This is a genomic window from Halopseudomonas laoshanensis (assembly GCF_008365385.1).
GTDB lineage: Bacteria > Pseudomonadota > Gammaproteobacteria > Pseudomonadales > Pseudomonadaceae > Halopseudomonas > Halopseudomonas laoshanensis.
The window spans coordinates 599,859-623,916 of sequence record NZ_QOVF01000001.1 but is presented as its reverse complement, the minus strand read 5'-3'; the positions used below and the strand labels follow the sequence as shown (position 1 = coordinate 623,916).

The window sequence follows — 24,058 nt, the reverse complement described above, 5'->3', positions numbered from 1 at the left end:
TCATTGCACAGGGTTGTAGAGCGCAGCGCGGCGGCACGCTTCTGTGTAGCTATGCGCGCTGTTGTAGCAGAGCTGGTTATGCCCACTCTTCATGGCTTTCTTGAAATTGCGACAACTGATACTGCCAGGCTTGTACGGCCAGCAACTCGGCTTCGTTTCCTGAACCACCGTGACATATCCGTGCCGCGAGACTGGGCTTAACTGCGATGCGGCGGGCGGACGTGCCACTCCCATGCTGACTGTATTCACCTGCTTCACCGGAATGTAGTTAACGTCGTTGAACACGGTTTGTTTGGGTTGGGTGGTAGATGGCCCTTCCGTAGGTTCAGCCAGGAGGCGCTTGACCTGCTCGTCATAGCTATCCACTTTCTGCTTGCTCGCCTGAGAAATCGCAGCTGGTTTGGCTTCATCCTGCGCTGTTGCCGTGACACGGGTAACGACCCGAGATTCGCTTGCTAAGGTGTGAATGTTCTGGCGACTCAATTGCTTCGAGTCGAGATAGTTGGCAACGGCGACAAATGCGATACATACCGCCAAAAAAGATAGCCACATTCCTTTGTGACTGCCCCGCTTCTGCCGCGCCCGAAGGGGCGCATCATCCCAATCGGCGCGCAGCAACAGCTCTTCCAGCTTTTTTTTGCGATCAGACATTCACCACCCCACGGCATTTTGGATAAGTCCCACACCCCCAAAATACATTTCCAGCATTGGCACCTTTCCTCGCAGTCCGTTTGATCATTGCGCTCTTGCACAAGGGGCAAGCAGGCTCTGCCTCTACTGGCTGCGGTGCTGGCTTCGAAGTCCTATCGAGCTCAGTAACAGAGCTTGTCGGGTTGCGGTTCGCCAATAGACGTTTGAGATTGCCACCATCCACCAACTGAATATTGCGCCCCTCCGCAAAGCTCTTAGCCTCTGCAGTGAACTGCCCAGAGGTAACAACGAAACCACCGGCAGCACCCTCAACCGCCATCGCACCAAAGAACTCCCGCACTACCGGTACGCCTACCTTCATCGAGCGCCAATGTTTGCACTGCACCAGATACTTTTCCCCGCTCTTGCGCAGGATGAGATCTATTCCGCCGTCTGCGCCGTTGCCTCCGGTTTCAGTGATGCTGTAGCCCTTTCTTCGAAAAGCCTCACCAATCAGGTGCTCGAACTCCCGCCAGCCGAGGCCATCTATGGCTTTGCCGGGCTGGGTAGCTGATTTGACGTTGTTAAGTAGTTTCTTGCGGCTCTGGCGGCCAACGATGGAGCCTATGGCGCCAAAGAGACAGATAATCGGGATCAGGTATTGGCCGAACATCGCGAAGACGCGCCAGGCCTGGCTGAGCATTATTCCGGAGAGGTCATCGAGCGTGGCGCCTGCGGGAGCAGCCATAGGACTGGTAGCAACGGGCCGCAGGATCAGCCAACTGACAACGCCAATCAGCAGACTTGCCCACCAGGGCAGTCGTGAAAGGAGGGTTACCAGGTCTTCAAAGGTTGAAGTACGTTTGCGCGCCATCCATGGGCTCCTGAGAGTGGCATAATGCCTTCCCATAAAGGTAAACCTTCCCGTCTGCAAACACCACAACTACGTTGTGGGTAGACGGCGCGGGCAAGCCCGCAAGACCGTACGAGCGCTAGCGTACGGGCGCGGAAGCAGGGCCGCGCCCGTACTGCGAGCCTGTTAGGCGGCCTTCAACGTCGCCATGTCGATCACGAAACGATATTTCACATCGCTCTTGCGCATGCGCTCGTCCGCTTCGTTGATGTTTTGCCGGCACCTACAATAGCGAGGTGCCGTGCCGAACGCGGCCGTACTAAATGCTAGCTTAGGCCGACTGCTTGCGCCGCCATGCCTGTTCGTTAGCAATAGTCGCCTTTGGCTGCAGCATGGCGAAGTCCATGTCCATAATCTCTTTGCCGTCTTTCAAACGCTGCACGAAGTCGGGATTGGCCAGCGCCTTCTTGCCGATGGCCAGCAACGCTTGTGGGTAGTCAGCAGCAAAATCGGGGTGGTTGGTTTCGTCAATATCGCCATTGATGATCAGCGCCACACCTTGGACTTCAGCAGCCACATCGGCAAGGGACTTGTCCCCTTCGATGAAGGCTGCGCGGCGCACATCGCCGTCGGTGGTATGCACGAAATCAGCACCTGCATCGCGCACCGCCTCGACGATCTGGCGGAATCCGGCTTCGCCCTCAGGTAATTGATAGTCAGGATCGGTCACTGCTACCTGAGACAGGCGAATACCGAGGGTGAAGTCCTTGCCGACCACTGCGCGGATGGCTTTGATGGTTTCAACCATAATACGCAGGCGGTTTTCCAGGCTGCCGCCGTAGCTGTCTTCACGCTGGTTGAAATAGGTGCTCAGGAACTGGTTCAACAGGTAGCCGTTGGCGCCATGCAGTTCGATGCCGTCAAAACCGGCCGCCTGGGCATTTTGCGACGCCTGAACGAACCCCGCGATTGCGAACTGGATGTCCTCAAGGGTCATGCTCTTTGGCGTCTTCCACTCGGTTTGATCGCCATATATGCCCAAGGGCGAACCTTTTGGCTTAACCGCACTGGGCGCAATGGGTTGGTCGGTATAGTGGTTCGCCTGGAATTGAGAACCCGCATGCATCAACTGAACGAATATGCTGCTGCCAGCTGCGTGCACGCGCTCGACAATGGTTTTCCAGCCGGCTACATGGGCGTCGTTGATGATGCCTGGCTGGTTGCCGTAGCCCTGGCTTGCGCCGTTATCGGTGTAGGTGCCCTCGGTGATCACCAGGCCAAAGCCGCCTTTGGCGTAGGCCTCGTAGTGATCAGCCATGGCTTGATTAGGGGTACCGTCCGCCTCGGCGCTGGTGCGTGTCATGGGTGCCAGTGCAAACCGGTTCGCCAACTTCTGGTTGGCAAATTGAACACTGTGCATTACATCGCTCATAAACTTGGCCTTTTGCGTTACTGAATGATTTACAGGCCGCGAGTATGGTTGCCAAGCGTAGAGGACGAAAATGCATTCTTTCGATGAGGCCGATCAGTTAAGCGTATCGAACTCTCGCGGCTAAGCGGTTTAACAGGCTCTGTTGAGCTATGTGAAACAGGTTTAAACAGTCGTCCTAATCTGTATACGAGCCCTCATCGTCTAGTCCTCTTCGATCGCCGCGTACTCTGCCGATATAAAGTCAATGAGCGCCCTGACCGAAGGCAACATGCCGCGCCGTGACGGGAATACGATGTGAATGACTTCCCTTGGCGGGCGCCAATTAGGTAGCACAGATACCAATGTGCCCCTGGCCAGTTCATCGGTCAGCATCAGCACTGGCAGCTGGACGACGCCTACGCCGGCCAGCGCGGCCGATTTGAGTGCCAGCATGTCTGTAGTGAAATACCGGGGCTGATGCCGTACCTGAATACGCTCCCCGGTCTCGCTCTCCAGCGTCCATATCGCCAGCTCTTCTCGTGTACCACGATTCAGGCTAGGCCAGTCTGCTAGTTCCAGCGGCGAGGCAGGCATGCCATAACGTTCAACCAGGTCAGGACTGGCAACCAGGCACTGCCCCCGGTCAGACAACGTTTTGCTGACCAGGTCAGTGTCTTCCAACGGCAGGGGCCGCACTCGCAGCGCCAGATCGACGCCTTCGGCAATCAGATCCACTCGCCGATTGGTTGCCTCCAGCTGCACGGATACCTCGGTGTAAATCGCCATAAACCGAGCCAGCATTTCGCCAACATGAAAGTTCAGCAAACCCACCGGGCAAGTCATGCGCACAGCCCCTCTGGGGGCGCCCTGCACTGTCTCAATCACTTCCTGTGCGGCCTGCGCCTCTATCACCATGGCTCTGCAGTGTTCGTAGTACCGTTGACCCACGTCCGTAACCATCAGGTTACGCGTAGAGCGGTGAATCAATCGGGTATTCAAGCGTTCTTCTAGTTGGGCAACCCGACGGCTCAGCTTCGACTTTGGCACGCCTAGTGCTCGCCCTGCCGGGGCAAAGCCACCGTGCTCGACAACCTGCACAAAGTAATACAAGTCATTCCAATCCTGCATGACGCCCCCCGCTTTCAGCGTTCTATGGCTAGAACGCTGAGTCCTCCAATCACTCACTTCTAGCCCCCACGTTCTACTTTTATCATAAAGCTATAGTTTAATTTTTAGCCAGCAAGCTGGCACAACCGAGAGGAGTAGTGACATGAGCAAACCCTATGTACGTCTGAACAAGGATGATGCTGCTGTTTTGCTGGTGGATCACCAGACCGGCTTGCTGTCGCTGGTACGGGACATTCAGCCTGACACCTTCAAGAATAACGTGCTCGCGTTGGCGGACCTGGCAAAGTATTTCAAGCTGCCGACCATACTCACCACCAGCTTTGAAGACGGCCCGAATGGCCCGCTGGTGCCTGAGCTGAAGGAGATTTTCCCGGACGCGCCCTATATTGCCCGCCCGGGCCAGATCAATGCCTGGGACAACGAAGACTTCGTCAAGGCGATTAAAGCGACTGGCAAAAAGCAACTGATCGTGGCGGGCGTAGTCACTGAGGTTTGCGTCGCTTTCCCGGTGCTGTCAGCTCTGGCAGAAGACTATGAGGTTTTCGTGGTAGCAGACGCATCCGGTACCTTTAATCCCTTGACGCGCGATGCCGCGTGGGATCGCATGTCCGCTGCCGGAGCCCAGATGATGACCTGGTTCGGGTTAGCGTGTGAGCTGCACCGCGATTGGCGCAATGATGTTGAAGGTCTGGGAACCCTGTTCTCGAATCACATTCCTGACTATCGCAACTTGATCAACAGCTACAACACGCTGACCAGCAAGCGCTAACAGTTCTGCAGCCATATCGACGCGATCGATATGGCTGTTTTGCTTTTCTCGCCTGAAAGGATTTGGCTGACCAACTCCGACAATCCTTAGCGCATGGTATCTGCCAGCGGTTGCTGCCCACGCGCATCCAGCGCGTCAACCACACCCGCCACATCCGCAGCAGCCTTGTTCTGGCTCAGCTTGAACTTACCCACCAGGCGCTCAATCTCGATCTCGATACCAACAATCTTCGCCAGCATCTCGCTGATGTAGTCAGGGCTGGAGTCGGTCATCTTCCAGGGGCGTTCGGGCTCGGCCTGGGCTTCGTGTTCGCGGGTCAGGCGTGCTACCAGGCCGCGGACGAAGCGCTCATCGTCGCGCAGGCGAATACGGCCATGGGCATGCACTACCTGATAATTCCAGGTCGGTACCTGGCGGTGGGTTTCGTGCTTGCTGGGGTACCAGTTGGGGGAGATGTAGCCGTGCGGCCCCTGAAAGATCACCAGCACGGGCGCGCCGTCAGTAATCTGCTGTACCAAGGGATTGGCACGGGCGATATGGCCTTGCAGCACGCCGTGAGCGCCCTGCTCTGCCAACAGCTCAAGGGGTATGTGGTTGGCATCCAGGCCAGCGTCGGAGTGCATCACCAGCGTGCCCAGCGGGTAGACGCGCATCAGCGCGTGCAGTTGCTCGGGCCGGTCTTCGGCAAAGTGTTCAGGCAGGTACACGGCGATAAGGCTCCAGCGGCAGAAGGTGTATCGGGAAGCGGGGTCACAGTCTAGCGAAGCCCCTTGGTGACTAAACCCTATGATGTGCTTTCCGCTCCTGAATGAACAAGATCAATCAACACGCGTCATTTGCTGACGATAGTCCAGGGCCTGGAGCTGCAGCATCAAATAGCTCTACAAAAGCACTACATCCAGGGCCATGCGGTAAAAGATTTGAACACTATCAGGATGATAGTGTCCCAAAACCATGCCCATATTGATCATGCGTACATGATCAAGCGGTGTATACGATACTGCTTGCGGTTAATTTTTTGAGCCGGCAAGCGAGATTTCAAATGGAGATTGGCTATGTCTATGAATACTTTCAAGAGTCCTTTGACGCGCTTCCAGCTACCCAAGTTCGCCGCCGTGGCGTTAGGTGGCGTGTTAATAGCAGGTTGTGCCGGCAATCCGCCGACCGAGCAGTTTGCTCTGACCGAATCAGCCGTACGTAGCGCGGTTAGTGCCGAGGCTACCGAGTACTCAGCGGTGGAGATGCGTGCCGCTCAGGAAAAGTGGAAGCAGGCAGAAATGGAAATGCAGGAAAAGAATTACGAGCAGGCGCGCATGCTTGCCGAGCAGGCAGAGATGGATGCTCGAGTTGCCGAACGCAAGGCGCGAGCAGCCAAGACGCAAAGGGCTGTAGAGGATGCCAAGAAAGGTATCCAGGAACTGCGCGAAGAGGGTATGCGCGGTACCCAGTAATCCTGCCGTTTACTTCTCAAATGCCTAAAGCAAAGGAATACTCTTATGAATAAACTAATCACCATGTCCACCGTGCTTGCAACGGCCATTGGTCTTGCAGCGTGTGCCTCCCAGCCCAACAGCAATCTGGAGCAGGCTCAGGCCCAATATACCCAACTGCAAAGTGACCCTCGCGCCAGCCAATTGGCCGCGCTAGAGACTGAAGACGCTGCAGCAGCGGTAGATCGGGCCAGCCAGGCGTACGAGGCCGGTGAAGAGGATAAAGTAGATCAACTTGCCTATCTGGCCAAGCGCCGCATTGAGCTGGCCAATGAGACTATTGCTCTAAAAGCTGCAGAAAATGAACTGGAGCAGTCCGCTGCCATGCGCGCCAAAGCTCAGTTGGAATCACGTGAGCAGCAACTGCAGTCCCGTGAGGAAGAGATTCGCCGGTTGCAGGAAGAGCTTCAGGCCAAGCAGACCGAGCGCGGTACGCTGGTCACCTTCGGTGATGTGCTTTTCGACGTAAACAAATCTGACCTTAAACCGTCAGGGATGCGTGGCGTGCAGCAACTTGCCAACTTTCTCAATGAAAACCCGGAACGCCAGGTGGTAGTCGAAGGCTACACTGACAGTACTGGTGCTGAATCCTACAATCAGCAACTGTCTCAGCGTCGCGCTGAGTCCGTGCGCCGCGCCTTGACGGCGGCTGGTGTTAGCATGCAGCGAGTTCAGGCCATTGGTTATGGCGAGGAATACCCGGTCGCCAGCAACGATTCGCCGTCAAGCCGGGCGATGAACCGTCGAGTGGAAGTGACCATTTCCAACGACGACCAACAGGTAGCGCCCCGCTCGTCGATGGAGTAAAACGCATCAAGGCATCGCTCGTGGGTGCCTGATCCGTTTGTATAAAGCCCGCCGCTCTGGCGGGCTTTCTGTTTCAGTGATGGGCCCAACGCGTCGCACTATTACCTAGCCGAAGTAACGTACTTCAACACTTCAACCACCTGTTCCGGCGTCTGCGCCCAGGCCATCGCCGCTGCGTCCACTTCCTTGAGCGGATGGATGATGTCTTCATCATGCAGGGTAATGTAAGGCGTGCCCATGGCGGCGCAGTAGCCGGCGTCGAAGGCGGCGTTCCACTGCTTGTACTTGTCGCCAAAGCGAATCACGGCCACATCACACTGTTCGAGCAGCGTCTTGGTGCGTATGCCGTTGACCTTGGCGGACTGGTGATCGCGCCAGAAGGGCACGTCGGGCTTGCCCAGCATATCGCCGGCAGCGTCGCTGGACTCGTGATGGGTGACTGGAGCGGTGAATTCCACCGGCAGGCCGGCGGATTCTGCCCCGGCTTGAATCTGTTCGCGCCAGTCGGTATGAATCTCACCGGATAAGTAAACAGTCCAGATCATGCGGTACCTCAGTTGTGGTCGGGAATTTGGGCTTAGGGTACCAGACCTAACTGGAGCGGTCAGATGCCGCTTTCTTCTGCATGGCCTTGAACTGCCTGTCGAGCATAAAGCCGTAGCCCAACCAGAGCACCAGAAGATAAACCAGCGAAACCACCAGCATCACTACCAGAAAAACGACTGCGTTCTCTTGCAGCATAATCCGCATCACCGCGACACTTTCTGGCTGCATCGCAACGACAGCCAAGACGAATAGCAGCGAGACCAGCACGGACACCAGGAACGACATAAAAACCAGCCAACGCTTCTCGGCAGCTGTCGGCAGACGTTGGTGGTCCTTGAGAAAGTAATGCCCGGCCGCCATCGCCGAGGCAATCAATATGCCCATATTGACCCCGGCATTGCCTTCAAGGTCCAGCAGGGCAAACACCACCGCTGCGATTACCATCAAGCCCAGATTGGCGCCGCCGAAGATGAATAGGTATTTTTTGAGTGGGGTCATCCTGGTCATAGGGAGTCTTCCTTGAAGGAGAGATTTACTTAAGTTAAACCGGTTTTTCGGTTCATCTGCCACTGGCAAAGATGAGCCAGCCGATGATAGCGGCGATGGGCATGAGAAGCACTAAACAGCCTACTACGACCGCCCAGCCCAGGCGTAACCGCTCTCATCCTTGCCGAGGCATACCCTCTCACTTATCGCCACGTTGCTTTTGAAAAGCATCACTGAACGCGGCCGCGAGAATACCTGTTGGCATGGCTACCAAGCCAATACCCGCCACAGCAGTAATGCCAGCGAAGAACTGCCCAATTGGCGTATGCGGCGTTACGTCACCGTAGCCAACAGTCGTCAGGGTCGCGACACTCCACCATAGGGCACGGGGCACACTGCCAAACGCATCGGGCTGGCCGTCGGCCTCGATCAGGTAAAGAAACGTGCTTGATACTAGCAATAGCAAGAGTGCTACAAGGGCGCTAATCAAAAGCTCATACCGACGAGAATAGAACGCCCCGCCAAGGACCCTCCAAGCGTGGGTAAAGCGACCCAGCCGGGCAATACCCAGTACGCGGAAAAGACGTGCCAGACGTAAGTAGTAGGCGGAGGTACCTGCACCTGCTAACAAGAATGGCAGCAGTGCAATCAGGTCAATTACCGCCCAGAAACTGAAAATATAGCGAATGCGGCCAAAGCGCCCAGAAAACCTGGGATTAAGCGGCGCGACGTACAATCTGAGGCAGTACTCGATTGCGAAAATGATAAAGAAGAGCCCGTCAGCAATCATAAAAAAGCTTGGGTATTGGTCCACCAGCGTCTGCTCAGTTTCCAGCACTGCGACCAGAACAGCGATCAGAATCAGCCCACAAGCCACAAGATTGAACGACGATATACCCCGCGCGCGCGCCGAGGGATCAACTGCGAGGTGGAGCTTGGCTCGGATGTGCAATTTAAGTCCTTTTTATTTGTCGAGTCGGCTCGCGAACGTGTCAGCACGGGCATTGATCTGATCGCTGATGTGCTTGGTTGCTGGGGACCGATTAGGCCGCTCGAGGATAGCTCAGCTACTGCCGATAAGGATATGATCTTCGATTAACTCACCAGCAAGGAAGCCCTATGCAGAAATGGAAAGATCGTCCGCCGAGCAGGGACCCGTTTGATGCGGCATTTGAAGCTTCTGACGCCATCATAGGCAAACACGCCTCGTTGATTGCTAAAGCCGCTCCCCCTCTGGTGGGCTTCGGCATATTCCTGCTCTACTTTTACCGCAACCGCTTTTACCCCAGCTTTGATTTGTTCCAGTTCTCATCGCTCCTCTTGGCAGCCGCCGTCATTGGCTTTGTTATCGTCGGAGTTGTGGTACTAGCGATGTTTGTACCAGGTGCAATGTTGTTCCGGTCGTTCCTGAATACCACAGCAGTTAAAGAGCGTGTTCAGGAGGCAATGCCCAGCGCAGACGACAAGCGCGATAGCGTTTTTTGGCAAATGGTCGGTTTAGTTTACTTCGGCCCATTCTGTTTTTGTGCTTTAGGGCTGCTGATCGCAGCGCTGGTCGACGCAAGCAACCTCCTATGGACCGCACTTCTCTGGCCGGCCGTTACAGCGGTGCTGTTCGGGACACTGGTGACATGGCGCTTTAACCTTGGCAGGAACAGCATCTACGAGTTCACATGGGTTGCTTATCTCTCGCAGCTAGCATTCGTAGTGCTCTTGCTTCTTGTCCTCCAGAACAGCGCACCGGTTATTGGCAAACTTGGCCCATCCTTGCAAAACATCGTTATCTGGACGATTCCAGTCCTGATGGCAGCGTTAGTCACGCTCTGCTCAATGGCCCATTTTGGCGGATGGAAAGTAGCTATTCACTTCACGTTGTTTTTTGGGTTGTTGGTCGCTGGATTTAGCGGGGCATTGACGACACTACCCGAGAAAACGGTAAAAAGTTTAGGCCTCGGCGCCTACGAAGCAGAAATCATTATGCTGGATCCCGCTTTCTGCAACCGCGATCTGAGTGAGCTGGGTATTGCCGAGGACTGCACGCTGCGAAATGTACATGTGGTGTGGTCCTTCGGCGACGCTATTTTGCTGCGCCCCTCTCTGGATGAAGCAAGGCACGTTGAGATTCCAACCGAGTTTGTACGCTCAATAGTTCAGTCAGCCGGCCGAGGTAAGTAGTGTCACCCTAAGAGAAAGGGATCAGCCATGTAACTAACGCTACTGACGAAGCTCCAGCCCCATGGCCCAGAAATCAATTTCCAGCCGGGTGGCGTCGCTGAAGATCCGCCCCAGGCGCTCGAAGCGCCGGGGTGTTACGTCCGCCAGTTCGCAGTTCAGCCAGTCGATCTCGGCATGCATCGCCTCCTGAAACTCGGCGCTCTCGTACATCCCGATCCAGGCATCATAGGGATTCTGCTCACCGCGCAGCGTTTGCGCACGGGTGTTGAGCCAGTTGGCAATTTCACCGTAACCGACCAGGCAGGGTGCCAGCGCCACGTGCAGATCAAGCAGGTCTCCGCGGTTGCCGGTGTCGAGCACATAGCGGGTGTATGCCAGTGTTGCGCGCGCTTCCGGCAAGGCCTGCAATTCCTGCTCACTGATGCCCCACTCCTTGCAGTACTGAATGTGCAGGCCCAGCTCTAGATCGACGATCGCCGAAAGCCCTGCCTTGGCGTGCCGCAGATCGTCCAGCGTGGTGCTCTTGTATGCCGCCAGAGCAAAGGCGCGGGCAAACTGGATCAAAAACAGATAGTCCTGCTTGAGATAGTGACGGAACGACTCCGGCGCCAGCCTGCCCTCGCCCAATTGCCTGACAAAGTCATGCTGAATATAGGCATCCCATTCCTGCTGACACTGTTGTTTGAGGTGCTCGAAGGTATAGGCCATCTACTTTATCTCGCTGTTTTTGATGGATAATCTGTGAGAAAAAGCACCATAGCATAGCCAACGCCCACCTGGTTGCGCAGACGCAGAGACCAGAATAGATCTGTGCCCTCTTTCCAAATAGCTACACAACTCGCGTAGCCGATTTGCCGGCGAGCCGTTATGGTTGCGCTCCTGTAATGGAGGCGACATGACCTATCTGCTCTTCGTCACGGTGCTCTGGGCCGTGTCTTTCAACCTGATCGGTGCCCATCTGGCCGGCCAGGTAGATCCCTATTTTTCGGTACTGACCCGCGTCCTGCTGGCCGGTATGGTGTTTTTGCCGCTGACGCGCTGGCGCGGCGTCGACCCCCGGTTCATCGGCGGGGTCACGCTGGTGGGGGCGTTGCAATTTGGCGTGACTTACATCTGCCTGTATTTGAGCTTCAATCTGCTAAGCGTGGCGGAGGTGCTGCTGTTCACGGTGCTGACGCCGCTGCATGTGACGCTGATTGATGATGCGCTGCGGCGGCGGTTCAACCCCTGGGCGTTAGTGGCTGCGGCTGTTGCCGTGCTTGGCGCGGGAGTTATTCGCTTTGACGGCATTTCCGCTGGATTTCTTGGCGGCTTTTTGTTGATGCAACTGGCCAACTTCACCTTCGCCAGCGGGCAGATCGGTTACAAGCACTTGACCCAGCACTTTCCATCCGAGATCCCGTTGTATCGACGCTTTGGTTACTTTTTTCTGGGCGCGCTGCTGGTGGTATTGCCAGCGTGGCTGCTGTTTGGTGATGCAGAGCATTTACCGAGCACTTCCACACAATGGGGCGTGCTGCTATGGATGGGTGTGCTCGCCACGGCGGTCGGTCAGTTTTGCTGGAACAAGGGCGCGACCCTGGTATCCGCCGGAACACTCGCGGTGATGAACAATCTGTCCGTACCGGTGGGCCTGCTGCTCAATCTGCTGGTCTGGCGCACTGACACCGCTTTACTGCCGCTTTCGATCGGCGGCAGCCTGATCATTTTCGCGCTGTGGATCAGTAAGCGGGGGGCGCGCAGACTACCCACTTGAGTTCGCCCCGGGTGACCGTCAGTAGCAACCTATATCGCTCGATAGTTCAGCCAAACCACCGGGACAAGTAGCGCAACCCTATCCAACGCCGCTACGCTGTGTGCTACCAATCAGGTTCCAGGCAAGGCGGTAACTGTGGACAGGTTTCAGGAAATGAAAGTGCTGCTGGCCGTGGCGGAGGCGAAAAGCTTTGCCGGGGGTGCGAAGCTGATGGGCATGTCGCCGCCGAGCGTGACGCGCGTAATTGCCGGCCTGGAGAAACGCCTGGGCACCCTTCTGTTGGCCCGCAGTACTCGCAGTCTGCGCCTGACTGAGGCCGGCCGGCGCTATGTGGAAGACTGCAAGCGCATCCTGCTGGACTTGGACGAAGCGGAAGAACTGGCCACCGGCAGCAGCATCCGGGCCCGGGGTAACCTCACGGTGACGGCGCCGGTGATGTTCGGCGAGCTGTATCTGATTCCGCAAATTACCGAGTACCTGGCTGCGCATCCGCAGGTCGCCATCAGTGCCCTTCTGGTGGATCGCGTGGTAAACATGGTCGATGAGGGCGTGGATGTAGCCATTCGCATCGGTCACTTGCCAGACACCGGTCTGCAGGCGATCAAGGTCGGGCAGATCCGCCCGGTGATCTGCGCTGCCCCGGGCTTTCTAGAGGAGTTTGGTCGGCCGCAAGCTCCTAAGGACGTATTGGCAGCGCCTATTGTGATGTCGTCTGCCAGCAGCCTGCTCACCGATTGGCAATTCAACCTGCCGACAGGCAGCACTACCTTGCACCCCCAACCGCGTTTGTTGGTGAGTTCCAACCGGGCGGCGATCAATGCTGCGCGCCTGGGTTGGGGGCTGACGCGGGTGTTGTCTTATCAGGTGGCCGAGCTGGTAGCCAAGGGGGAGTTGGAGATCATTCTCGACACCTATGAAGCAGCGGCGCTGCCGGTGCACATCCTCTATCAGGGTGGCGGGCGGGTGCCGGCTAAAGTGCGCACCTTTGTCGACTTTTGTGCCGACCGATTCCTCAAGGACCCTGGCCTACAGAGGGCTGGGGGACTCTAGCGCATGAACCGTTATCGTCAGATGCAGGTGTTCGAAGCCGTGGCGCAAGCGGGTAGCCTGGCTGCAGCAGCACGCGAGCTGGAGCTTTCGACCGTGACCGTTATGCGCAGCATCGCTGAACTGGAAGCACGCCTGAATAACACCCTGTTGCTGCGCGGCCCGCGCGGCGTCGAACTGAGCCCTGCGGGGGAACTCTTTGCTGCCAGTTCTGAGCAGATCCTGGAGCACATCGCCGCTGCCGAGCGCTCCGCTGCTGGCCTGCATGCGCGCCCAGCCGGGCAATTAACGGTGGCACTGCCGATGCTGATGGATCAGCAGATATTCATGCCCATTGCTCTCGACTATCTGGAGGCGTTCCCCGACGTGCAGCTTCTCACCCGCGCCAGCGAGGGTCTGCCGAAACTGCTCGAGGACAATATTGATGTTGCGCTGGTGGTGGGCCATTTGCCGAACTCATCGGAGTTCGCCGTGCCGGTGGGGACGGTGCAGCCGATCGTCTGCGGCTCACCCGCTTACCTGGCCAAGTGGGGCCGCCCGCAAACGCCAGAGGACCTCAAAGCCCATCGCAGCGTGCTGACCACCGCCTCTGGTGAGGAAAATGAGTGGCGCTTTCGTTCAGAGCGTTCAACGCGTGTGGTGAAACCGATACCGGTGCTGACCTGCACCACCCAGCGCGCCGCGATTAAAGCCGCGACCCTGGGGCTGGGCTTGGTTCGCTGCATGAGTTATGAGGCGCATGATGAGCTGCAGGCCGGCGTGCTTGAGCAGGTACTGGACAGCTTCGCAATTCAAGGCATGCCGGCGCAGTTGATCTACCGTGATGGTCGCCGCGCGGCGGCGCGTGTGCGCACCTTTATCGACTTCGCCACGCCCAGGCTGCGCGCCCACCCGGCCTTCCTCAGTTAGCGCTACGCGGCTGACACGTCAACGCCCTCCCGCATTCTTTCAGAAAATGAAATTATGCATTGTTCTGCATGGCGATTCTGCTCAGGCGCGAGTGGGTGCAGCATGTATTTCCCAGCGCAAATAGCCCCAAGCCGGTTTGATCTGCGCTGACTTCCTTAACCAGATGCGGAGCCACGATCATGTCTCAACCAGCTATCAAACTCTATCGCCATCCCCTGTCCGGCCACGCCCATCGCGTCCAGCTGATGCTTTCATTGCTGAAGCTGCCCATGGAACCGGTGGACCTCGATATGGCCAATGGGGCGCACAAAAAGCCTGAATTCCTGGCCATCAACCCTTTCGGGCAAGTGCCGGTTATCGATGACAACGGCACCATTCTCAGCGATTCCAATGCCATTCTGGTGTACCTGGTGAAGAAGTACGACGACGGCGGTAGCTGGCTGTCTGACGAACCTGTCGCGGCGGCGCGCATTCAGCGCTGGCTCTCGGTGGCGGCCGGCCCGGTTGCCTACGGCCCGGCCTCTGCGCGCCTGGTCACCGTGTTCGGCGCTCAATTGAATGCCGACGAGGCTATCACCCGCTCCCACGTGCTTCTCAAAGTGATGAACAGCGAGCTGGCTAATTCGCAGTTCCTGGCGGGTGATACAGCCACCATTGCCGATGTGGCGAACTACGCCTATATCGCTCATGCCCCGGAGGGCAACGTGTCGCTGGAGGATTACCCGAACGTGCGCGCCTGGCTGCAACGGGTTGAAGCACTGCCCAACTTCGTACCCATGGCGCGAACCGCTGCTGGTCTGCAGTCCAGCTAAGCCGAGCCACGCGAGGAGGACGCACCATGGATCATCTGCCCAAGCACCGTCGCTCTCCCTGGCATGCCGGGGAAAAAGTACTCCAGGAACTCCACGGCGTATCCGAGCGGATGGAGGTGCTTGGGCAAAAGGTGATCCGCGACCACATGCCCGACCAACACCGGGAATTCTACCAACAGTTGCCCTTTATGATCGCCGGCGCGGTAGACGAGCAACAGCGGCCCTGGGCCACTCTGCTGGAGGGGCCGGAAGGCTTCGCGACCTCGCCGGACCCGCAGCAATTGCTGCTAGGTACGCGGCCCGACAGCCAGGATCCGGCCGCTGCCGGCTTGCAACCCGGCAAGAGTATCGGGCTGCTCGGCATCGAGCTGCATACGCGTCGGCGTAATCGCATCAACGGTCTGATCCAGCAGGTATCTGCGGATGGCATTGCCGTGGCGGTCGAGCACTCTTATGGCAACTGCCCGAAATACATTCAAACGCGCTCCTATCAACGCGTTCAGATGCCAGCCGACCGCTCCCCGCGCCAGGACTTTACTGAGCTGAATGCGCGGGCTACCGCAATTATCCGCGCCGCGGACACTTTTTTTATCGCCAGCTACTTCGATCACGACCCACACCACCGCTCTGTGGATGTGTCCCACCGGGGTGGCCGCGCGGGCTTTGTTAAAGTCGAGGGCAATCGGCTGACCATTCCCGATTACGCGGGCAATCTGTTCTTCAACACCTTGGGCAACCTGCACGCCAACCCTGTCGCCGGCCTGCTGTTTGTCGATTTCGCCAATGGCGACATTTTGCAGCTTACCGGGCGCACGGAACTGATTCTGGATGGCCCACTGGTGAACGCGTTTGAAGGCGCCGAGCGCCTCTGGACGCTGGATGTGACGCAGGCAGTGCTACGCTCGGCCGCCGTCTCTCTGCGCTGGGAGTTCCACGACTACGCACCCACCAGCCTGGCCACCGGCACCTGGGCGAAAGCAGACGAGAAGCTGCTGCAGAACGAAAAGCGCCGGCAGTGGCAGCAATGGCGGGTGCTGCAAGTACAACAAGAGAGCAAGGACATCCGCTCTTTTGTTATCAAACCGTTGGACAATGCGCAGGTTGCTTTCACCCCTGGGCAACACGTGCCAGTGCGCCTGCAACCCAATGCCGATGAGCCCGCGCTGATCAGAACCTACAGCGTTTCCAGCGCCCCTTCTGACGGGCACATCCGTATCAGCGTCAAAGCGCAGGGGCCGGCGTCTTATTACCTGCACAACACTGTGCAAGTGGGCGACCTGTTGGAGGTGCGCCCGCCAATGGGCAGCTTCACGCTGAAAGAGGAAACCGAACGGCCCGTGGTACTGATCGCTGCCGGAGTAGGCATCACGCCCCTGCTCTCCATGTTCAGGGAGTTGGCAGCGCAGAATCAGCAGCATCAGCGGCAACGCCATGTGCATCTGTTCCAGAGCGCCAGAACGCTAGAGGATCTGCCATTCCAGGCAGAACTCAAGGCGTTACAGCAGCGCGATCCGGAGCGGTTGCACATACATCGCGCCTTAAGCAATCCAGGTGCCGAAGCTATCGCTGGCCGCGACTTTGATATAACCGGTCGCCTGGACTTCGCTCAAGTAAAGGCTCGGCTGCCGCTGGATGATTACGACTTTTACCTCTGCGGACCTGGCGGATTTATTCAAGATATGTACGACGGGCTGCGTGCACTGAATATTGCTGACGAGCGCATTCACGCAGAAGCATTCGGGCCATCGACTTTACGACGCTTGGCGGCTGAAGCCTCCCCGCCACTGGTGCAACTACCGGCCGCCAGCGCGCCGGTGCCGGTGTATTTCGAGTCATCGGCTAAAGAAGCGCGCTGGACACCAGACAGCGGCAGCTTGCTGGAACTGGCCGAAAGTCGTGGCCTGAGCCCCGACTTCAGTTGCCGCGGCGGCTCCTGCGGCACCTGTAAAACCCGCCTGGTCAGCGGCAACGTGCATTACCCTAACCCACCGGCGGAAATGCCGGAGGACGGCAGCGTGCTGATCTGCTGCGCGGTTCCGGCGGAACATGCGGACGGTATTCAACCCCTGGTTCTTGATCTGTAGAGAGGTGCTGCGCCATGTCTACCCCTGAAATTCGCCAACCTGTTCCGCCTTTTACCCGCGAGTCTGCTCTGTTAAAAGTCCGGTTGGCTGAAGATGGCTGGAACAGCCGCGACGCGGCAAAAGTGGCCCTGGCCTATACACCAGATACCCAATGGCGCAACCGCGCGGAGTTTGCGAAGAACCGCGCCGAAGCGCAGGCTTTTCTCGAGCGCAAGTGGAACAAGGAACTTGAGTATCGCCTGATCAAGGAGTTATGGGCCTTTACCGATAACCGTATTGCTGTGCGCTATGCCTACGAATGGCACGACGATTCCGGCAACTGGTTTCGCTCGTACGGAAACGAAAACTGGGAGTTTGCCGAAAACGGCCTGATGGCCCATCGCTTCGCCTGCATCAATGACCTCCCCATTAAGGAGTCCGAACGCAAATTCCGCTGGCCACTGGGCCGCCGCCCCGATGACCATCCGGGGCTTTCGCAGCTTGGTTTGTGAAGTAAACACTTGTAGTGACAATGCTAATCCTTTGTACTGCTGGGACATACAAGATAACGAACTGACTCTTGGTGTCGGCACGAACCTCGTTTATCGTGTCGAATTATCAGGTCATTGATTATTTTCGTGTCGAATACCAAGGAGATAAGCATGAACACTGCGTCAAGCCGTGGCGCTGAAATTCGCAGCGCCTTGCAGGTAAATCCCAAGCTTGAGCACGACGTTGAACTCAAGATGGAGCTTGAACGACGTATCGACTTTATCAAGGATACGGTTCGCCGCTCCGGGACCAAAGCGCTGGTACTCGGGATCAGTGGCGGTGTGGACTCGACGACCTGTGGCAAGCTTTGCCAAATTGCCGTCGAATCGCTTCGCCAGGGCGGTTACGACGCTACCTTCTATGCCATGCGCCTGCCCTATGACGTACAGCATGATGAACACGACGCGCAGTCAGCGCTGGATTTCATCAAGCCGGATCAGGTGCGCACCGTCGACATTCAAAGTGCCGTCGACGCGTTGATGGAGAACTTTGCCGATGAACAGGCTGACGCTGGCAAGCGCGATTTTGTTAAGGGCAACGTCAAGGCGCGTACTCGTATGGTCACGCAATATGCGTTGGCCAACTTCGTCAATGGCCTGGTGGTGGGTACCGACCATGCCGCCGAAGCGGTGATGGGCTTTTTCACCAAGTTTGGTGACGGCGCCTGTGACCTCGCCCCATTGACCGGGCTGACCAAGAACCAGGTACGGCGCATTGCTGCGGAGCTGGGTGCGCCAGCGACCCTAGTCGGTAAAGTGCCCACCGCCGACCTTGAAGAGCTGAAGCCCGGCAGACCGGATGAAGATGCCTATGGGCTGACTTACGAGCAGATTGATGCTTTTCTGGTTGGTGAAGCGGTGAACGACGAGGCGGCGCGCAAGATCATCGAGCGCTATGATGCGACAGAGCATAAACGCCAGGTGCCTCTGACACCTTGATCTGCAGGGGCGAGGGCCAGGGCGAGGGAAGAATACCGGAGATCGCCGGTCTGCTATGCTCCTTGAAACCACAACGAGGTCTGCACGGATGAAGATCTTGATTGGCCGTTCTGCGTTATCACGCAGTTGCTCGACGCTCGTTCTTGTGGTCCTGGCTTGCTGGTCCAATCTGGCGGCAGCCCATTGCGAAAAAACCCTGCGCTGGGATGATGACCCACCGTTCAGCATGCAACTGCCTAATGGAGACATCTCCGGTATTGATGTGGAGCTCAACCGCGCGGTGCTCGGGCACCTGGACTGCACCGTCACCCTGCGCAAATTGCCATGGGCCAGAGCGCTAAGGGAACTGGAGCTGGGCCGGCTGGATATTCTGCCCGGGGCCTTTCGCCGGCCAGAGCGCGCAAAATACGCGCACTTCTCCGGCGCCGTATTACCCGCCTCGCACAACATCCTGTTCATGAATGAGGAAGCACTTGCCAAATGGCCAGTAACCCGGCTTCTCGACCTGCGAGATACGGAGTTTCGTCTGGGTGCTCAGATCAGGGTGTATTACGGATCTGACTTTCAGGAGGTCATGAACGACCCCGAATTTGCCGCACGGGTAACGATCCTTGCCAAACGCGAAAACCTTTGGCGCATGCTGGACAGAGGGCGAATTGACGGCGTCATCGCCAACGAACATACCGGCGCCTATGAGATTCGTCAGTTGGGTTTGGGCAGGCGCATCAAAGCGACTAACGTTGTTGTGTCCCATGAGCCAGCAGAAGTGGCGTTCAGCAAGGAATCAAACGATCTCGACTTTGTTGGTGACTATGCAGAGGCGTTACAACAGCTGGTCGCCGATGGCAGTTATGAACAAATAGTCCAGCGTTACGTACCGAAAGAATAATCAGCCCGCCGAGGTCCGCACAACCGACAAGGGCACCGGACGTGCCTCGCGCTGGGCAAGATAGCGGGTACAGCTCACGCGCAGAAACGAGGCGAAGTTCTCCACTTCGCCGCGTAATTCCATTATTTCCTCGTACAGTTTGGTGATCAGCTGGTTGGTGGTCATGCCATCGACCTCGGCAATTTCCTGGAGTATCTGCCAGAACTGATTTTCCAGCCGCAGCGTGGTAACCACGCCGCGGATGCGCAGAGAGCGGGAACGCGATTCGTACAGAATTGGATCGGCTTTGACGTAGAGCTCACACATGCGGCCACCCCCTGATGATTGATTATCCAAACTAGAGCGTTATCTGGGCGCCCAGCAGTTTTACAAACGCGGCCAGCCAGGCCGGATGCGACGGCCAGGCGGGCGCGGTGACCAGGTTGCCTTGCGTGTGGGCCTGATCCACGGGGATATCCATATAGGTTCCGCCGGCTAGCTTCACATCAGGGCCACAGGCAGGATAGGCGCTGCATTCCCGGCCCTTTAACACGCCTGCTGCGGCTAGAATCTGCGCACCATGGCATACGGCAGCGATAGGCTTTTGCGCCTTGTCGAACTGCTGCACAATCTCGATTATCCGATCATTCAAGCGCAAATATTCCGGGGCGCGGCCACCAGGAATCACCAGACCAACATAGTCTTCGACCTTCACCTGATCGAAATCGTAGTTCAAAGCAAAGTTGTGGCCGGGCTTCTCGGTGTAGGTCTGGTCGCCCTCAAAGTCATGAATGGCGGTGCGTACGGTGTCTCCGGCCTTTTTCTCCGGGCATACCGTGTCAACTTGATAGCCGAGCATGGTCAGGGCCTGAAACGGCACCATGGTTTCATAGTCTTCGGTGAAGTCACCGGCCAGTAACAGCAATCTTTTAGCGGTCATGTTTCGCCCTCCTCTATAGGTGCGTTCAGCATGCACCGGTATGAAGGCCTGCGGGTAACAGGCGGCTACTACAATCACTGGTTCTGGCAGGCGACCCGAAAGCTATCGTCAAGCTCAACCGGCAAAACCAGGGTACTGAACTGCAGTTTGTTGGCAGCATCGCACAGCGCTTCAACCGAGTTGTCACTCCGGGAAAAGCCACCCTCCTCCCCGGGGTATTCGGCATGCAACACGGGCTTGCCAGCCTGGATAAACGGCAGCAACAGGTCGCACTCGTTGTATTGAAAGCACTGCTCGTTGATAGAAAAATCATAGTAGTCCACCAGCGCCTCCACCTGCTCAAGATCGTTTTTCAAGCCAACCCCTAGGCCGCGCTGGCGCGCGTGATTGGCGATAAATCGATTATAGGCGAGCTGGTGTTCGGCGCTCAGGGCAAAGCCTGTGGGTTCAAGATAGCCCTGGACGTTATCCGGTTCGACCGCATCGCAACCTTTCTCGACCGCCAGGTCCAACCGCTCAGTCATGATGCGCTGGACATTGGCCGAACGAATATCCAGCCAACGTTCGTTGGGCCAGTCTTTCAGGCCGTCGCCCAGATCGGTGTCAGTGAATTGATCGCGGTCTTGACGATAGTTCTCGTAGGTGCCCGCAGAGAAATAGCAGATGACCCTGCGCCCTGCCGCCTGTAGCGAGCGGATAGTGGATACGGGCGTATTGAACAGGTCGATATTGTAGATATCCGCCTCATGGGCGATGTTCAGCGGGCGATCATCATCCACCAGCAATTGCCACTGCCAGCTTACCCCGACAGGCGGCTGATACCAGTCGCCAGTCGTGACAGGTGGCACCTCGGCGGGCAGAGAAATGCTGCGATCTGTCGCCGCGGCCATGGGTGCCTGGCCTATAGCGAGCGCCAAGGCACAACCGGCTACAAACCATTCCAGTTTTCGCATGGGTATCTCGGCTCTGCCTGCTGACCTATCGAACAGTATAGGCAAAATGGCCACTCGTCCCGGCCGGCGCTAGCATCAGCCCGCCGCTTTAGCCCGCGCCATATGCAGCTTCTTGTAGCTCTCAATCAAACGCTGATGCCGGTCGAGCCCTTCCAGCTTCGTGCTGGTCGGCGTCAGGCCATGGAAGCGTACGCTGCCGTCCATTGAACCGATAACAGCGTTCATCCGCTCGTTCCCGAACATGCGGCGGAAGTTGGGCTCGTAATCATTCAGATCCAGCTCATCGTCCAGTTCCACTTCCAGCACCACATTCAGCGCCTGATAGAACAGCCCGCGCTCGACGCTGTTGTCATTGAACTGCAGGAAGGCTTCGACCAGCTCCTTGGCTTCTTCAAACTGCTGCAGGGCGAGATGGATCAGCAGCTTGAGCTCGAGGATAGTCAATTGTCCCCAGGCGGTGTTGTCGTCAAATTCGATGCCAATCAGCGTTTTGATATCGGTGTAATCGTCCAGCTCGCTTTCGTCCAGACGCTCGATCAGCGCTTGCAGGCTGGCGTCGTCGAGGCTGTGCAGGTTGAGGATATCGGAGCGGAACAGCAGCGCCTTGTTGGTGTTGTCCCAAATCAGGTCGTCGACCGGGTACACCTCGGAGTAGCCCGGCACCAGGATGCGGCAGGCGGTGGCGCCCAGGTCGTCGTAGACGGCCATGTAGACTTCCTTGCCCAGCTCTTCGAGGATGCTAAACAGGGTGGCGGCCTCCTCGACATTGGCGTGCTCCCCCTCGGCGGAAAAATCCCACTCGACGAATTCGTAATCAGCCTTGGCGCTGAAAAAGCGCCAGGAGACCACGCCGCTGGAGTCGATAAAGTGCTCCACGAAGTTGTTCGGCTCGGTAACGGCCTGGCTTTCAAAGGTCGGCTGGGGCAAATCGTTCAGGCCCTCGAAGCTGCGGCCCTGCAACAGTTCCGTCAGGCTGCGTTCAAGCGCGACCTCAAAGCTCGGGTGTGCGCCGAAGGAGGCGAACACGCCGCCGGTGCGTGGGTTCATCAGCGTAACGCACATTACCGGGAATTCGCCGCCCAGTGAGGCATCCTTGACCAGCACCGGAAAGCCTTGCTCTTCCAGCCCCCGAATACCGGCGAGGATGCCGGGGTATTTTTCCAGTACGGCCTGGGGCACGTCCGGCAGGCATAGCTCACCTTCGAGAATCTCGCGCTTGACCGCGCGCTCGAAGATTTCCGACAGGCACTGCACTTGGGCCTCAGCCAGAGTATTGCCGGCGCTCATGCCGTTGCTGAGGAACAGGTTCTCGATCAGGTTGGAGGGGAAATACACCACTTCACCGTCTGACTGGCGCACATAGGGCAGCGCGCAGATACCGCGGTCGCTATTGCCGGAGTTGGTGTCGATCAGGTGCGTGCCGCGCAACTCGCCGTCGGGGTTGTAGATCTCAAGGCAGTAGTCGTCGAGCAGGCCCGCTGGCAGCGCGCCCCGGCGGCCCGGCTTGAACCAGCGCTCGTTCGGGTAATGCACAAAGGCCGCATTGGCGATCTCTTCGCCCCAGAACTGGTCGTTGTAGAAGAAGTTGCAGTTCAGCCGCTCGATAAACTCGCCCAGCGCCGAGGCCAACGCCGCCTCTTTGGTCGCGCCCTTGCCGTTGGTGAAACACATCGGTGACTGCGCATCACGGATATGCAGCGACCAGACGTTGGGCACGATATTGCGCCAGGAGGCGATCTCGATCTTCATGCCCAGGCCGGCCAGGATGCCGGACATATTTGCGATGGTCTGCTCCAGCGGCAGATCCTTGCCCAACACGCGAGTACCCTCGCCCGCTGCCATGGGCATCAGTAACGCCTGGGCGTCGGCGTCCAGATTCTCCACCTCTTCAATAATGAAATCGGGACCGGTTTGCACCGCTTTCTTTACTGTGCAGCGGTCAATCGAACGCAGGATGCCCTGACGATCCTTGGCGGAGATGTCGGCCGGCAGCTCGACCTGGATCTTGAAGGTCTGCTTGTAACGGTTTTCCGGATCTACAATGTTGTTCTGCGACAGGCGGATGTTGTCGGTGGAGATGCCACGCGTGTCGCAGTAGAGCTTTACGAAATACGCCGCACACAGCGCCGATGATGCGAGAAAGTAGTCGAAAGGCCCTGGCGCGGAACCATCACCCTTGTAACGGATGGGTTGATCAGCCACCACCGTGAAGTCATCGAACTTGGCTTCAAGTCGAAGGTTGTCGAGAAAGTTGACCTTGATTTCCATGGGGGGCACCAGAATGACGAGCGAAACGAATTGGCCGCCATTATCCGGCTTTTGAGCGGGAAGTCATGTGCTGGTGGTCGGAGTAGCTATGTGCCGTGCGGCCAAACGACAGTATTGATCGGCCCTCAGTACCAAACAGGTCCAGCTTCACGCATAAAGATTTCAACCGTTTTCGGGCCCACGCCTTCAAATGCGTTCAGGCGTTTCTCCAGATCCGCCCGATTGTCACTGAGTTGGTGGATGACGCTGACTTTGCCCTGATACTCATCGTTCAGCTTGGTGCAGAGCTTGAGCAAGCGCGTGGCGGTCGACTCGTCATAGCGGGCGTAACCGCCCTCGCCGAGCATTCGGACCAACTCGCGATGGGAGCAATTGCCGAGCTTGCGCGGGGTGTCGCGCTGATGTTGTTCGATGATCACGCGGTAGGTTTGTACGGCAATATTTTGCTGAATGCGTTTGCCGAACAGAAAGCTGGCGATAAACCATTTGAATAGCGCTTGGTCGTCACCCTGGCTCAGGTCCAGGCCGATATCCGCTGCGGATACGTGCTTTGCCATGCTTCACCTTGATTAACGTTAATGGCTCAGGTTCAGGCTTTGACTGGTAAAAGGCAAAACCCGTTCCTGGCCGTGCCCCTGGCGGGGCGTTTAACGCTTA

26 protein-coding genes and 1 pseudogene are annotated in these 24,058 nt (G+C 57.4%); 12 read left to right on the top strand and 15 right to left on the bottom strand.

Annotation, left to right across the window (positions count from 1 at the left end):
* From DT594_RS02910 to DT594_RS02890, 5 genes and pseudogenes are all read right to left on the bottom strand, one after another.
* The gene (locus DT594_RS02910; protein ID WP_149331291.1) at nt 1-651 is read right to left on the bottom strand and encodes a hypothetical protein; all 651 of its coding nucleotides are present in this window, start codon (nt 649-651) and stop codon (nt 1-3) included.
* Nucleotides 644-1,504 (bottom strand): restriction endonuclease, encoded by an 861-nt coding sequence (locus DT594_RS02905; protein WP_149331290.1) that lies wholly within the window; start codon nt 1,502-1,504, stop codon nt 644-646. Before DT594_RS02905 ends, DT594_RS02910 begins: the two co-directional genes overlap by 8 nt.
* Nucleotides 1,505-1,669: 165 nt before the next feature.
* A pseudogene (locus tag DT594_RS19040) lies at nt 1,670-1,759 on the bottom strand (hypothetical protein); the annotation flags it as partial.
* 55 nt (nt 1,760-1,814) lie between these two features.
* Nucleotides 1,815-2,915 (bottom strand): oxidoreductase, encoded by a 1,101-nt coding sequence (locus DT594_RS02895; RefSeq protein ID WP_149331288.1) that lies wholly within the window; start codon nt 2,913-2,915, stop codon nt 1,815-1,817.
* Between the two features lie 201 nt (nt 2,916-3,116).
* Nucleotides 3,117-4,022 (bottom strand): LysR family transcriptional regulator, encoded by a 906-nt coding sequence (locus tag DT594_RS02890; RefSeq protein ID WP_149331287.1) that lies wholly within the window; start codon nt 4,020-4,022, stop codon nt 3,117-3,119.
* Between the two features lie 142 nt (nt 4,023-4,164).
* Between DT594_RS02890 and ycaC the strand changes: the two genes are divergently transcribed.
* Complete coding sequence (gene ycaC, locus DT594_RS02885) at nt 4,165-4,791, top strand: isochorismate family cysteine hydrolase YcaC (RefSeq protein ID WP_149331286.1); 627 nt, start codon at nt 4,165-4,167, stop codon at nt 4,789-4,791.
* Nucleotides 4,792-4,877: 86 nt separating this feature from the next.
* On the opposite strand, the gene DT594_RS02880 is transcribed toward ycaC, so the two are convergent.
* A complete protein-coding gene (locus DT594_RS02880; RefSeq protein ID WP_149331285.1) occupies nt 4,878-5,498 on the bottom strand; it encodes an FMN-binding negative transcriptional regulator in 621 nt (206 codons plus the stop codon).
* 348 nt (nt 5,499-5,846) lie between these two features.
* On the opposite strand from DT594_RS02880, the gene DT594_RS02875 reads away from it, so the two are divergent.
* Complete coding sequence (locus tag DT594_RS02875; RefSeq protein ID WP_149331284.1) at nt 5,847-6,242, top strand: DUF4398 domain-containing protein; 396 nt, start codon at nt 5,847-5,849, stop codon at nt 6,240-6,242.
* A 45-nt stretch (nt 6,243-6,287) separates the two neighbouring features.
* Complete coding sequence (locus tag DT594_RS02870) at nt 6,288-7,088, top strand: OmpA family protein (RefSeq protein ID WP_149331283.1); 801 nt, start codon at nt 6,288-6,290, stop codon at nt 7,086-7,088.
* Between the two features lie 101 nt (nt 7,089-7,189).
* On the opposite strand, the gene DT594_RS02865 is transcribed toward DT594_RS02870, so the two are convergent.
* From DT594_RS02865 to DT594_RS02855, 3 genes are all read right to left on the bottom strand, one after another.
* Nucleotides 7,190-7,633: a YtoQ family protein gene (locus tag DT594_RS02865; protein WP_149331282.1), complete on the bottom strand. Its 444-nt coding sequence runs from the start codon at nt 7,631-7,633 to the stop codon at nt 7,190-7,192.
* 46 nt (nt 7,634-7,679) lie between these two features.
* Nucleotides 7,680-8,141 (bottom strand): ABZJ_00895 family protein, encoded by a 462-nt coding sequence (locus DT594_RS02860; RefSeq protein WP_149331281.1) that lies wholly within the window; start codon nt 8,139-8,141, stop codon nt 7,680-7,682.
* Nucleotides 8,142-8,319: 178 nt separating this feature from the next.
* Entirely contained in the window at nt 8,320-9,072 is a 753-nt protein-coding gene (locus DT594_RS02855; RefSeq protein WP_218574463.1) for an ion transporter, read from the bottom strand.
* A 167-nt stretch (nt 9,073-9,239) separates the two neighbouring features.
* On the opposite strand from DT594_RS02855, the gene DT594_RS02850 reads away from it, so the two are divergent.
* The gene (locus DT594_RS02850; protein WP_149331280.1) at nt 9,240-10,295 is read left to right on the top strand and encodes a hypothetical protein; all 1,056 of its coding nucleotides are present in this window, start codon (nt 9,240-9,242) and stop codon (nt 10,293-10,295) included.
* Nucleotides 10,296-10,334: 39 nt separating this feature from the next.
* Here DT594_RS02850 and tenA read toward each other — a convergent pair whose 3' ends face one another.
* Nucleotides 10,335-11,003, bottom strand: a complete 669-nt coding sequence (gene tenA / locus DT594_RS02845) for a thiaminase II (protein WP_149331279.1) — start codon at nt 11,001-11,003, stop codon at nt 10,335-10,337.
* A gap of 187 nt (nt 11,004-11,190) precedes the next feature.
* Between tenA and DT594_RS02840 the strand changes: the two genes are divergently transcribed.
* The 8 genes from DT594_RS02840 (at nt 11,191) to DT594_RS02805 (ending at nt 19,261) form a co-directional block, all read left to right on the top strand.
* Complete coding sequence (locus DT594_RS02840; protein WP_149331278.1) at nt 11,191-12,051, top strand: carboxylate/amino acid/amine transporter; 861 nt, start codon at nt 11,191-11,193, stop codon at nt 12,049-12,051.
* A 153-nt stretch (nt 12,052-12,204) separates the two neighbouring features.
* Nucleotides 12,205-13,101 (top strand): LysR family transcriptional regulator, encoded by an 897-nt coding sequence (locus DT594_RS02835; RefSeq protein WP_178091385.1) that lies wholly within the window; start codon nt 12,205-12,207, stop codon nt 13,099-13,101.
* 3 nt (nt 13,102-13,104) lie between these two features.
* Nucleotides 13,105-14,007 carry a LysR family transcriptional regulator gene (locus tag DT594_RS02830; RefSeq protein WP_149331276.1) on the top strand — a complete coding sequence of 301 codons (903 nt, stop codon included), beginning with the start codon at nt 13,105-13,107 and terminating at the stop codon, nt 14,005-14,007.
* A 179-nt stretch (nt 14,008-14,186) separates the two neighbouring features.
* A complete protein-coding gene (locus DT594_RS02825; protein WP_149331275.1) occupies nt 14,187-14,819 on the top strand; it encodes a glutathione S-transferase family protein in 633 nt (210 codons plus the stop codon).
* A gap of 26 nt (nt 14,820-14,845) precedes the next feature.
* The gene (locus tag DT594_RS02820) at nt 14,846-16,903 is read left to right on the top strand and encodes a pyridoxamine 5'-phosphate oxidase family protein (protein WP_149331274.1); all 2,058 of its coding nucleotides are present in this window, start codon (nt 14,846-14,848) and stop codon (nt 16,901-16,903) included.
* A gap of 14 nt (nt 16,904-16,917) precedes the next feature.
* Nucleotides 16,918-17,394 (top strand): nuclear transport factor 2 family protein, encoded by a 477-nt coding sequence (locus DT594_RS02815; RefSeq protein WP_149331273.1) that lies wholly within the window; start codon nt 16,918-16,920, stop codon nt 17,392-17,394.
* 150 nt (nt 17,395-17,544) lie between these two features.
* Nucleotides 17,545-18,372 (top strand): ammonia-dependent NAD(+) synthetase, encoded by an 828-nt coding sequence (nadE, locus tag DT594_RS02810; RefSeq protein ID WP_149331272.1) that lies wholly within the window; start codon nt 17,545-17,547, stop codon nt 18,370-18,372.
* 88 nt (nt 18,373-18,460) lie between these two features.
* Entirely contained in the window at nt 18,461-19,261 is an 801-nt protein-coding gene (locus DT594_RS02805) for a substrate-binding periplasmic protein (protein WP_149331271.1), read from the top strand.
* Here DT594_RS02805 and DT594_RS02800 read toward each other — a convergent pair whose 3' ends face one another.
* The 5 genes from DT594_RS02800 to DT594_RS02780 all read right to left on the bottom strand — a co-directional run bounded on the left by DT594_RS02800 (nt 19,262) and on the right by DT594_RS02780 (nt 23,958).
* Nucleotides 19,262-19,567: a ribbon-helix-helix domain-containing protein gene (locus DT594_RS02800; RefSeq protein ID WP_149331270.1), complete on the bottom strand. Its 306-nt coding sequence runs from the start codon at nt 19,565-19,567 to the stop codon at nt 19,262-19,264.
* 31 nt (nt 19,568-19,598) lie between these two features.
* Nucleotides 19,599-20,180, bottom strand: coding sequence for a DJ-1/PfpI family protein (locus DT594_RS02795; RefSeq protein WP_149331269.1), 582 nt, complete (start codon nt 20,178-20,180; stop codon nt 19,599-19,601).
* Between the two features lie 74 nt (nt 20,181-20,254).
* The gene (locus DT594_RS02790; RefSeq protein ID WP_246164536.1) at nt 20,255-21,133 is read right to left on the bottom strand and encodes an endo alpha-1,4 polygalactosaminidase; all 879 of its coding nucleotides are present in this window, start codon (nt 21,131-21,133) and stop codon (nt 20,255-20,257) included.
* A 75-nt stretch (nt 21,134-21,208) separates the two neighbouring features.
* Nucleotides 21,209-23,401, bottom strand: a complete 2,193-nt coding sequence (locus tag DT594_RS02785; RefSeq protein ID WP_149331268.1) for an OsmC domain/YcaO domain-containing protein — start codon at nt 23,399-23,401, stop codon at nt 21,209-21,211.
* Between the two features lie 125 nt (nt 23,402-23,526).
* Nucleotides 23,527-23,958 (bottom strand): DNA methylase, encoded by a 432-nt coding sequence (locus DT594_RS02780; RefSeq protein WP_149331267.1) that lies wholly within the window; start codon nt 23,956-23,958, stop codon nt 23,527-23,529.
* Between the last annotated feature and the right edge of the window lie 100 nt (nt 23,959-24,058).

Bases quoted from the DNA above. Each gene is read 5' to 3' on its own strand.
- DT594_RS02910 (WP_149331291.1), bottom strand. From the start codon at position 651: ATGTCTGATCGCAAAAAAAAGCTGGAAGAGCTGTTGCTGCGCGCCGAT.
- DT594_RS02905 (WP_149331290.1), bottom strand. From the start codon at position 1,504: ATGGCGCGCAAACGTACTTCAACCTTTGAAGACCTGGTAACCCTCCTT.
- DT594_RS02895 (WP_149331288.1), bottom strand. From the start codon at position 2,915: ATGAGCGATGTAATGCACAGTGTTCAATTTGCCAACCAGAAGTTGGCG.
- DT594_RS02890 (WP_149331287.1), bottom strand. From the start codon at position 4,022: ATGCAGGATTGGAATGACTTGTATTACTTTGTGCAGGTTGTCGAGCAC.
- ycaC (WP_149331286.1), top strand. From the start codon at position 4,165: ATGAGCAAACCCTATGTACGTCTGAACAAGGATGATGCTGCTGTTTTG.
- DT594_RS02875 (WP_149331284.1), top strand. From the start codon at position 5,847: ATGTCTATGAATACTTTCAAGAGTCCTTTGACGCGCTTCCAGCTACCC.
- DT594_RS02870 (WP_149331283.1), top strand. From the start codon at position 6,288: ATGAATAAACTAATCACCATGTCCACCGTGCTTGCAACGGCCATTGGT.
- DT594_RS02865 (WP_149331282.1), bottom strand. From the start codon at position 7,633: ATGATCTGGACTGTTTACTTATCCGGTGAGATTCATACCGACTGGCGC.
- DT594_RS02860 (WP_149331281.1), bottom strand. From the start codon at position 8,141: ATGACCAGGATGACCCCACTCAAAAAATACCTATTCATCTTCGGCGGC.
- DT594_RS02850 (WP_149331280.1), top strand. From the start codon at position 9,240: ATGCAGAAATGGAAAGATCGTCCGCCGAGCAGGGACCCGTTTGATGCG.
- tenA (WP_149331279.1), bottom strand. From the start codon at position 11,003: ATGGCCTATACCTTCGAGCACCTCAAACAACAGTGTCAGCAGGAATGG.
- DT594_RS02840 (WP_149331278.1), top strand. From the start codon at position 11,191: ATGACCTATCTGCTCTTCGTCACGGTGCTCTGGGCCGTGTCTTTCAAC.
- DT594_RS02835 (WP_178091385.1), top strand. From the start codon at position 12,205: ATGAAAGTGCTGCTGGCCGTGGCGGAGGCGAAAAGCTTTGCCGGGGGT.
- DT594_RS02830 (WP_149331276.1), top strand. From the start codon at position 13,105: ATGAACCGTTATCGTCAGATGCAGGTGTTCGAAGCCGTGGCGCAAGCG.
- DT594_RS02825 (WP_149331275.1), top strand. From the start codon at position 14,187: ATGTCTCAACCAGCTATCAAACTCTATCGCCATCCCCTGTCCGGCCAC.
- DT594_RS02820 (WP_149331274.1), top strand. From the start codon at position 14,846: ATGGATCATCTGCCCAAGCACCGTCGCTCTCCCTGGCATGCCGGGGAA.
- DT594_RS02815 (WP_149331273.1), top strand. From the start codon at position 16,918: ATGTCTACCCCTGAAATTCGCCAACCTGTTCCGCCTTTTACCCGCGAG.
- nadE (WP_149331272.1), top strand. From the start codon at position 17,545: ATGAACACTGCGTCAAGCCGTGGCGCTGAAATTCGCAGCGCCTTGCAG.
- DT594_RS02805 (WP_149331271.1), top strand. From the start codon at position 18,461: ATGAAGATCTTGATTGGCCGTTCTGCGTTATCACGCAGTTGCTCGACG.
- DT594_RS02800 (WP_149331270.1), bottom strand. From the start codon at position 19,567: ATGTGTGAGCTCTACGTCAAAGCCGATCCAATTCTGTACGAATCGCGT.
- DT594_RS02795 (WP_149331269.1), bottom strand. From the start codon at position 20,180: ATGACCGCTAAAAGATTGCTGTTACTGGCCGGTGACTTCACCGAAGAC.
- DT594_RS02790 (WP_246164536.1), bottom strand. From the start codon at position 21,133: ATGCGAAAACTGGAATGGTTTGTAGCCGGTTGTGCCTTGGCGCTCGCT.
- DT594_RS02785 (WP_149331268.1), bottom strand. From the start codon at position 23,401: ATGGAAATCAAGGTCAACTTTCTCGACAACCTTCGACTTGAAGCCAAG.
- DT594_RS02780 (WP_149331267.1), bottom strand. From the start codon at position 23,958: ATGGCAAAGCACGTATCCGCAGCGGATATCGGCCTGGACCTGAGCCAG.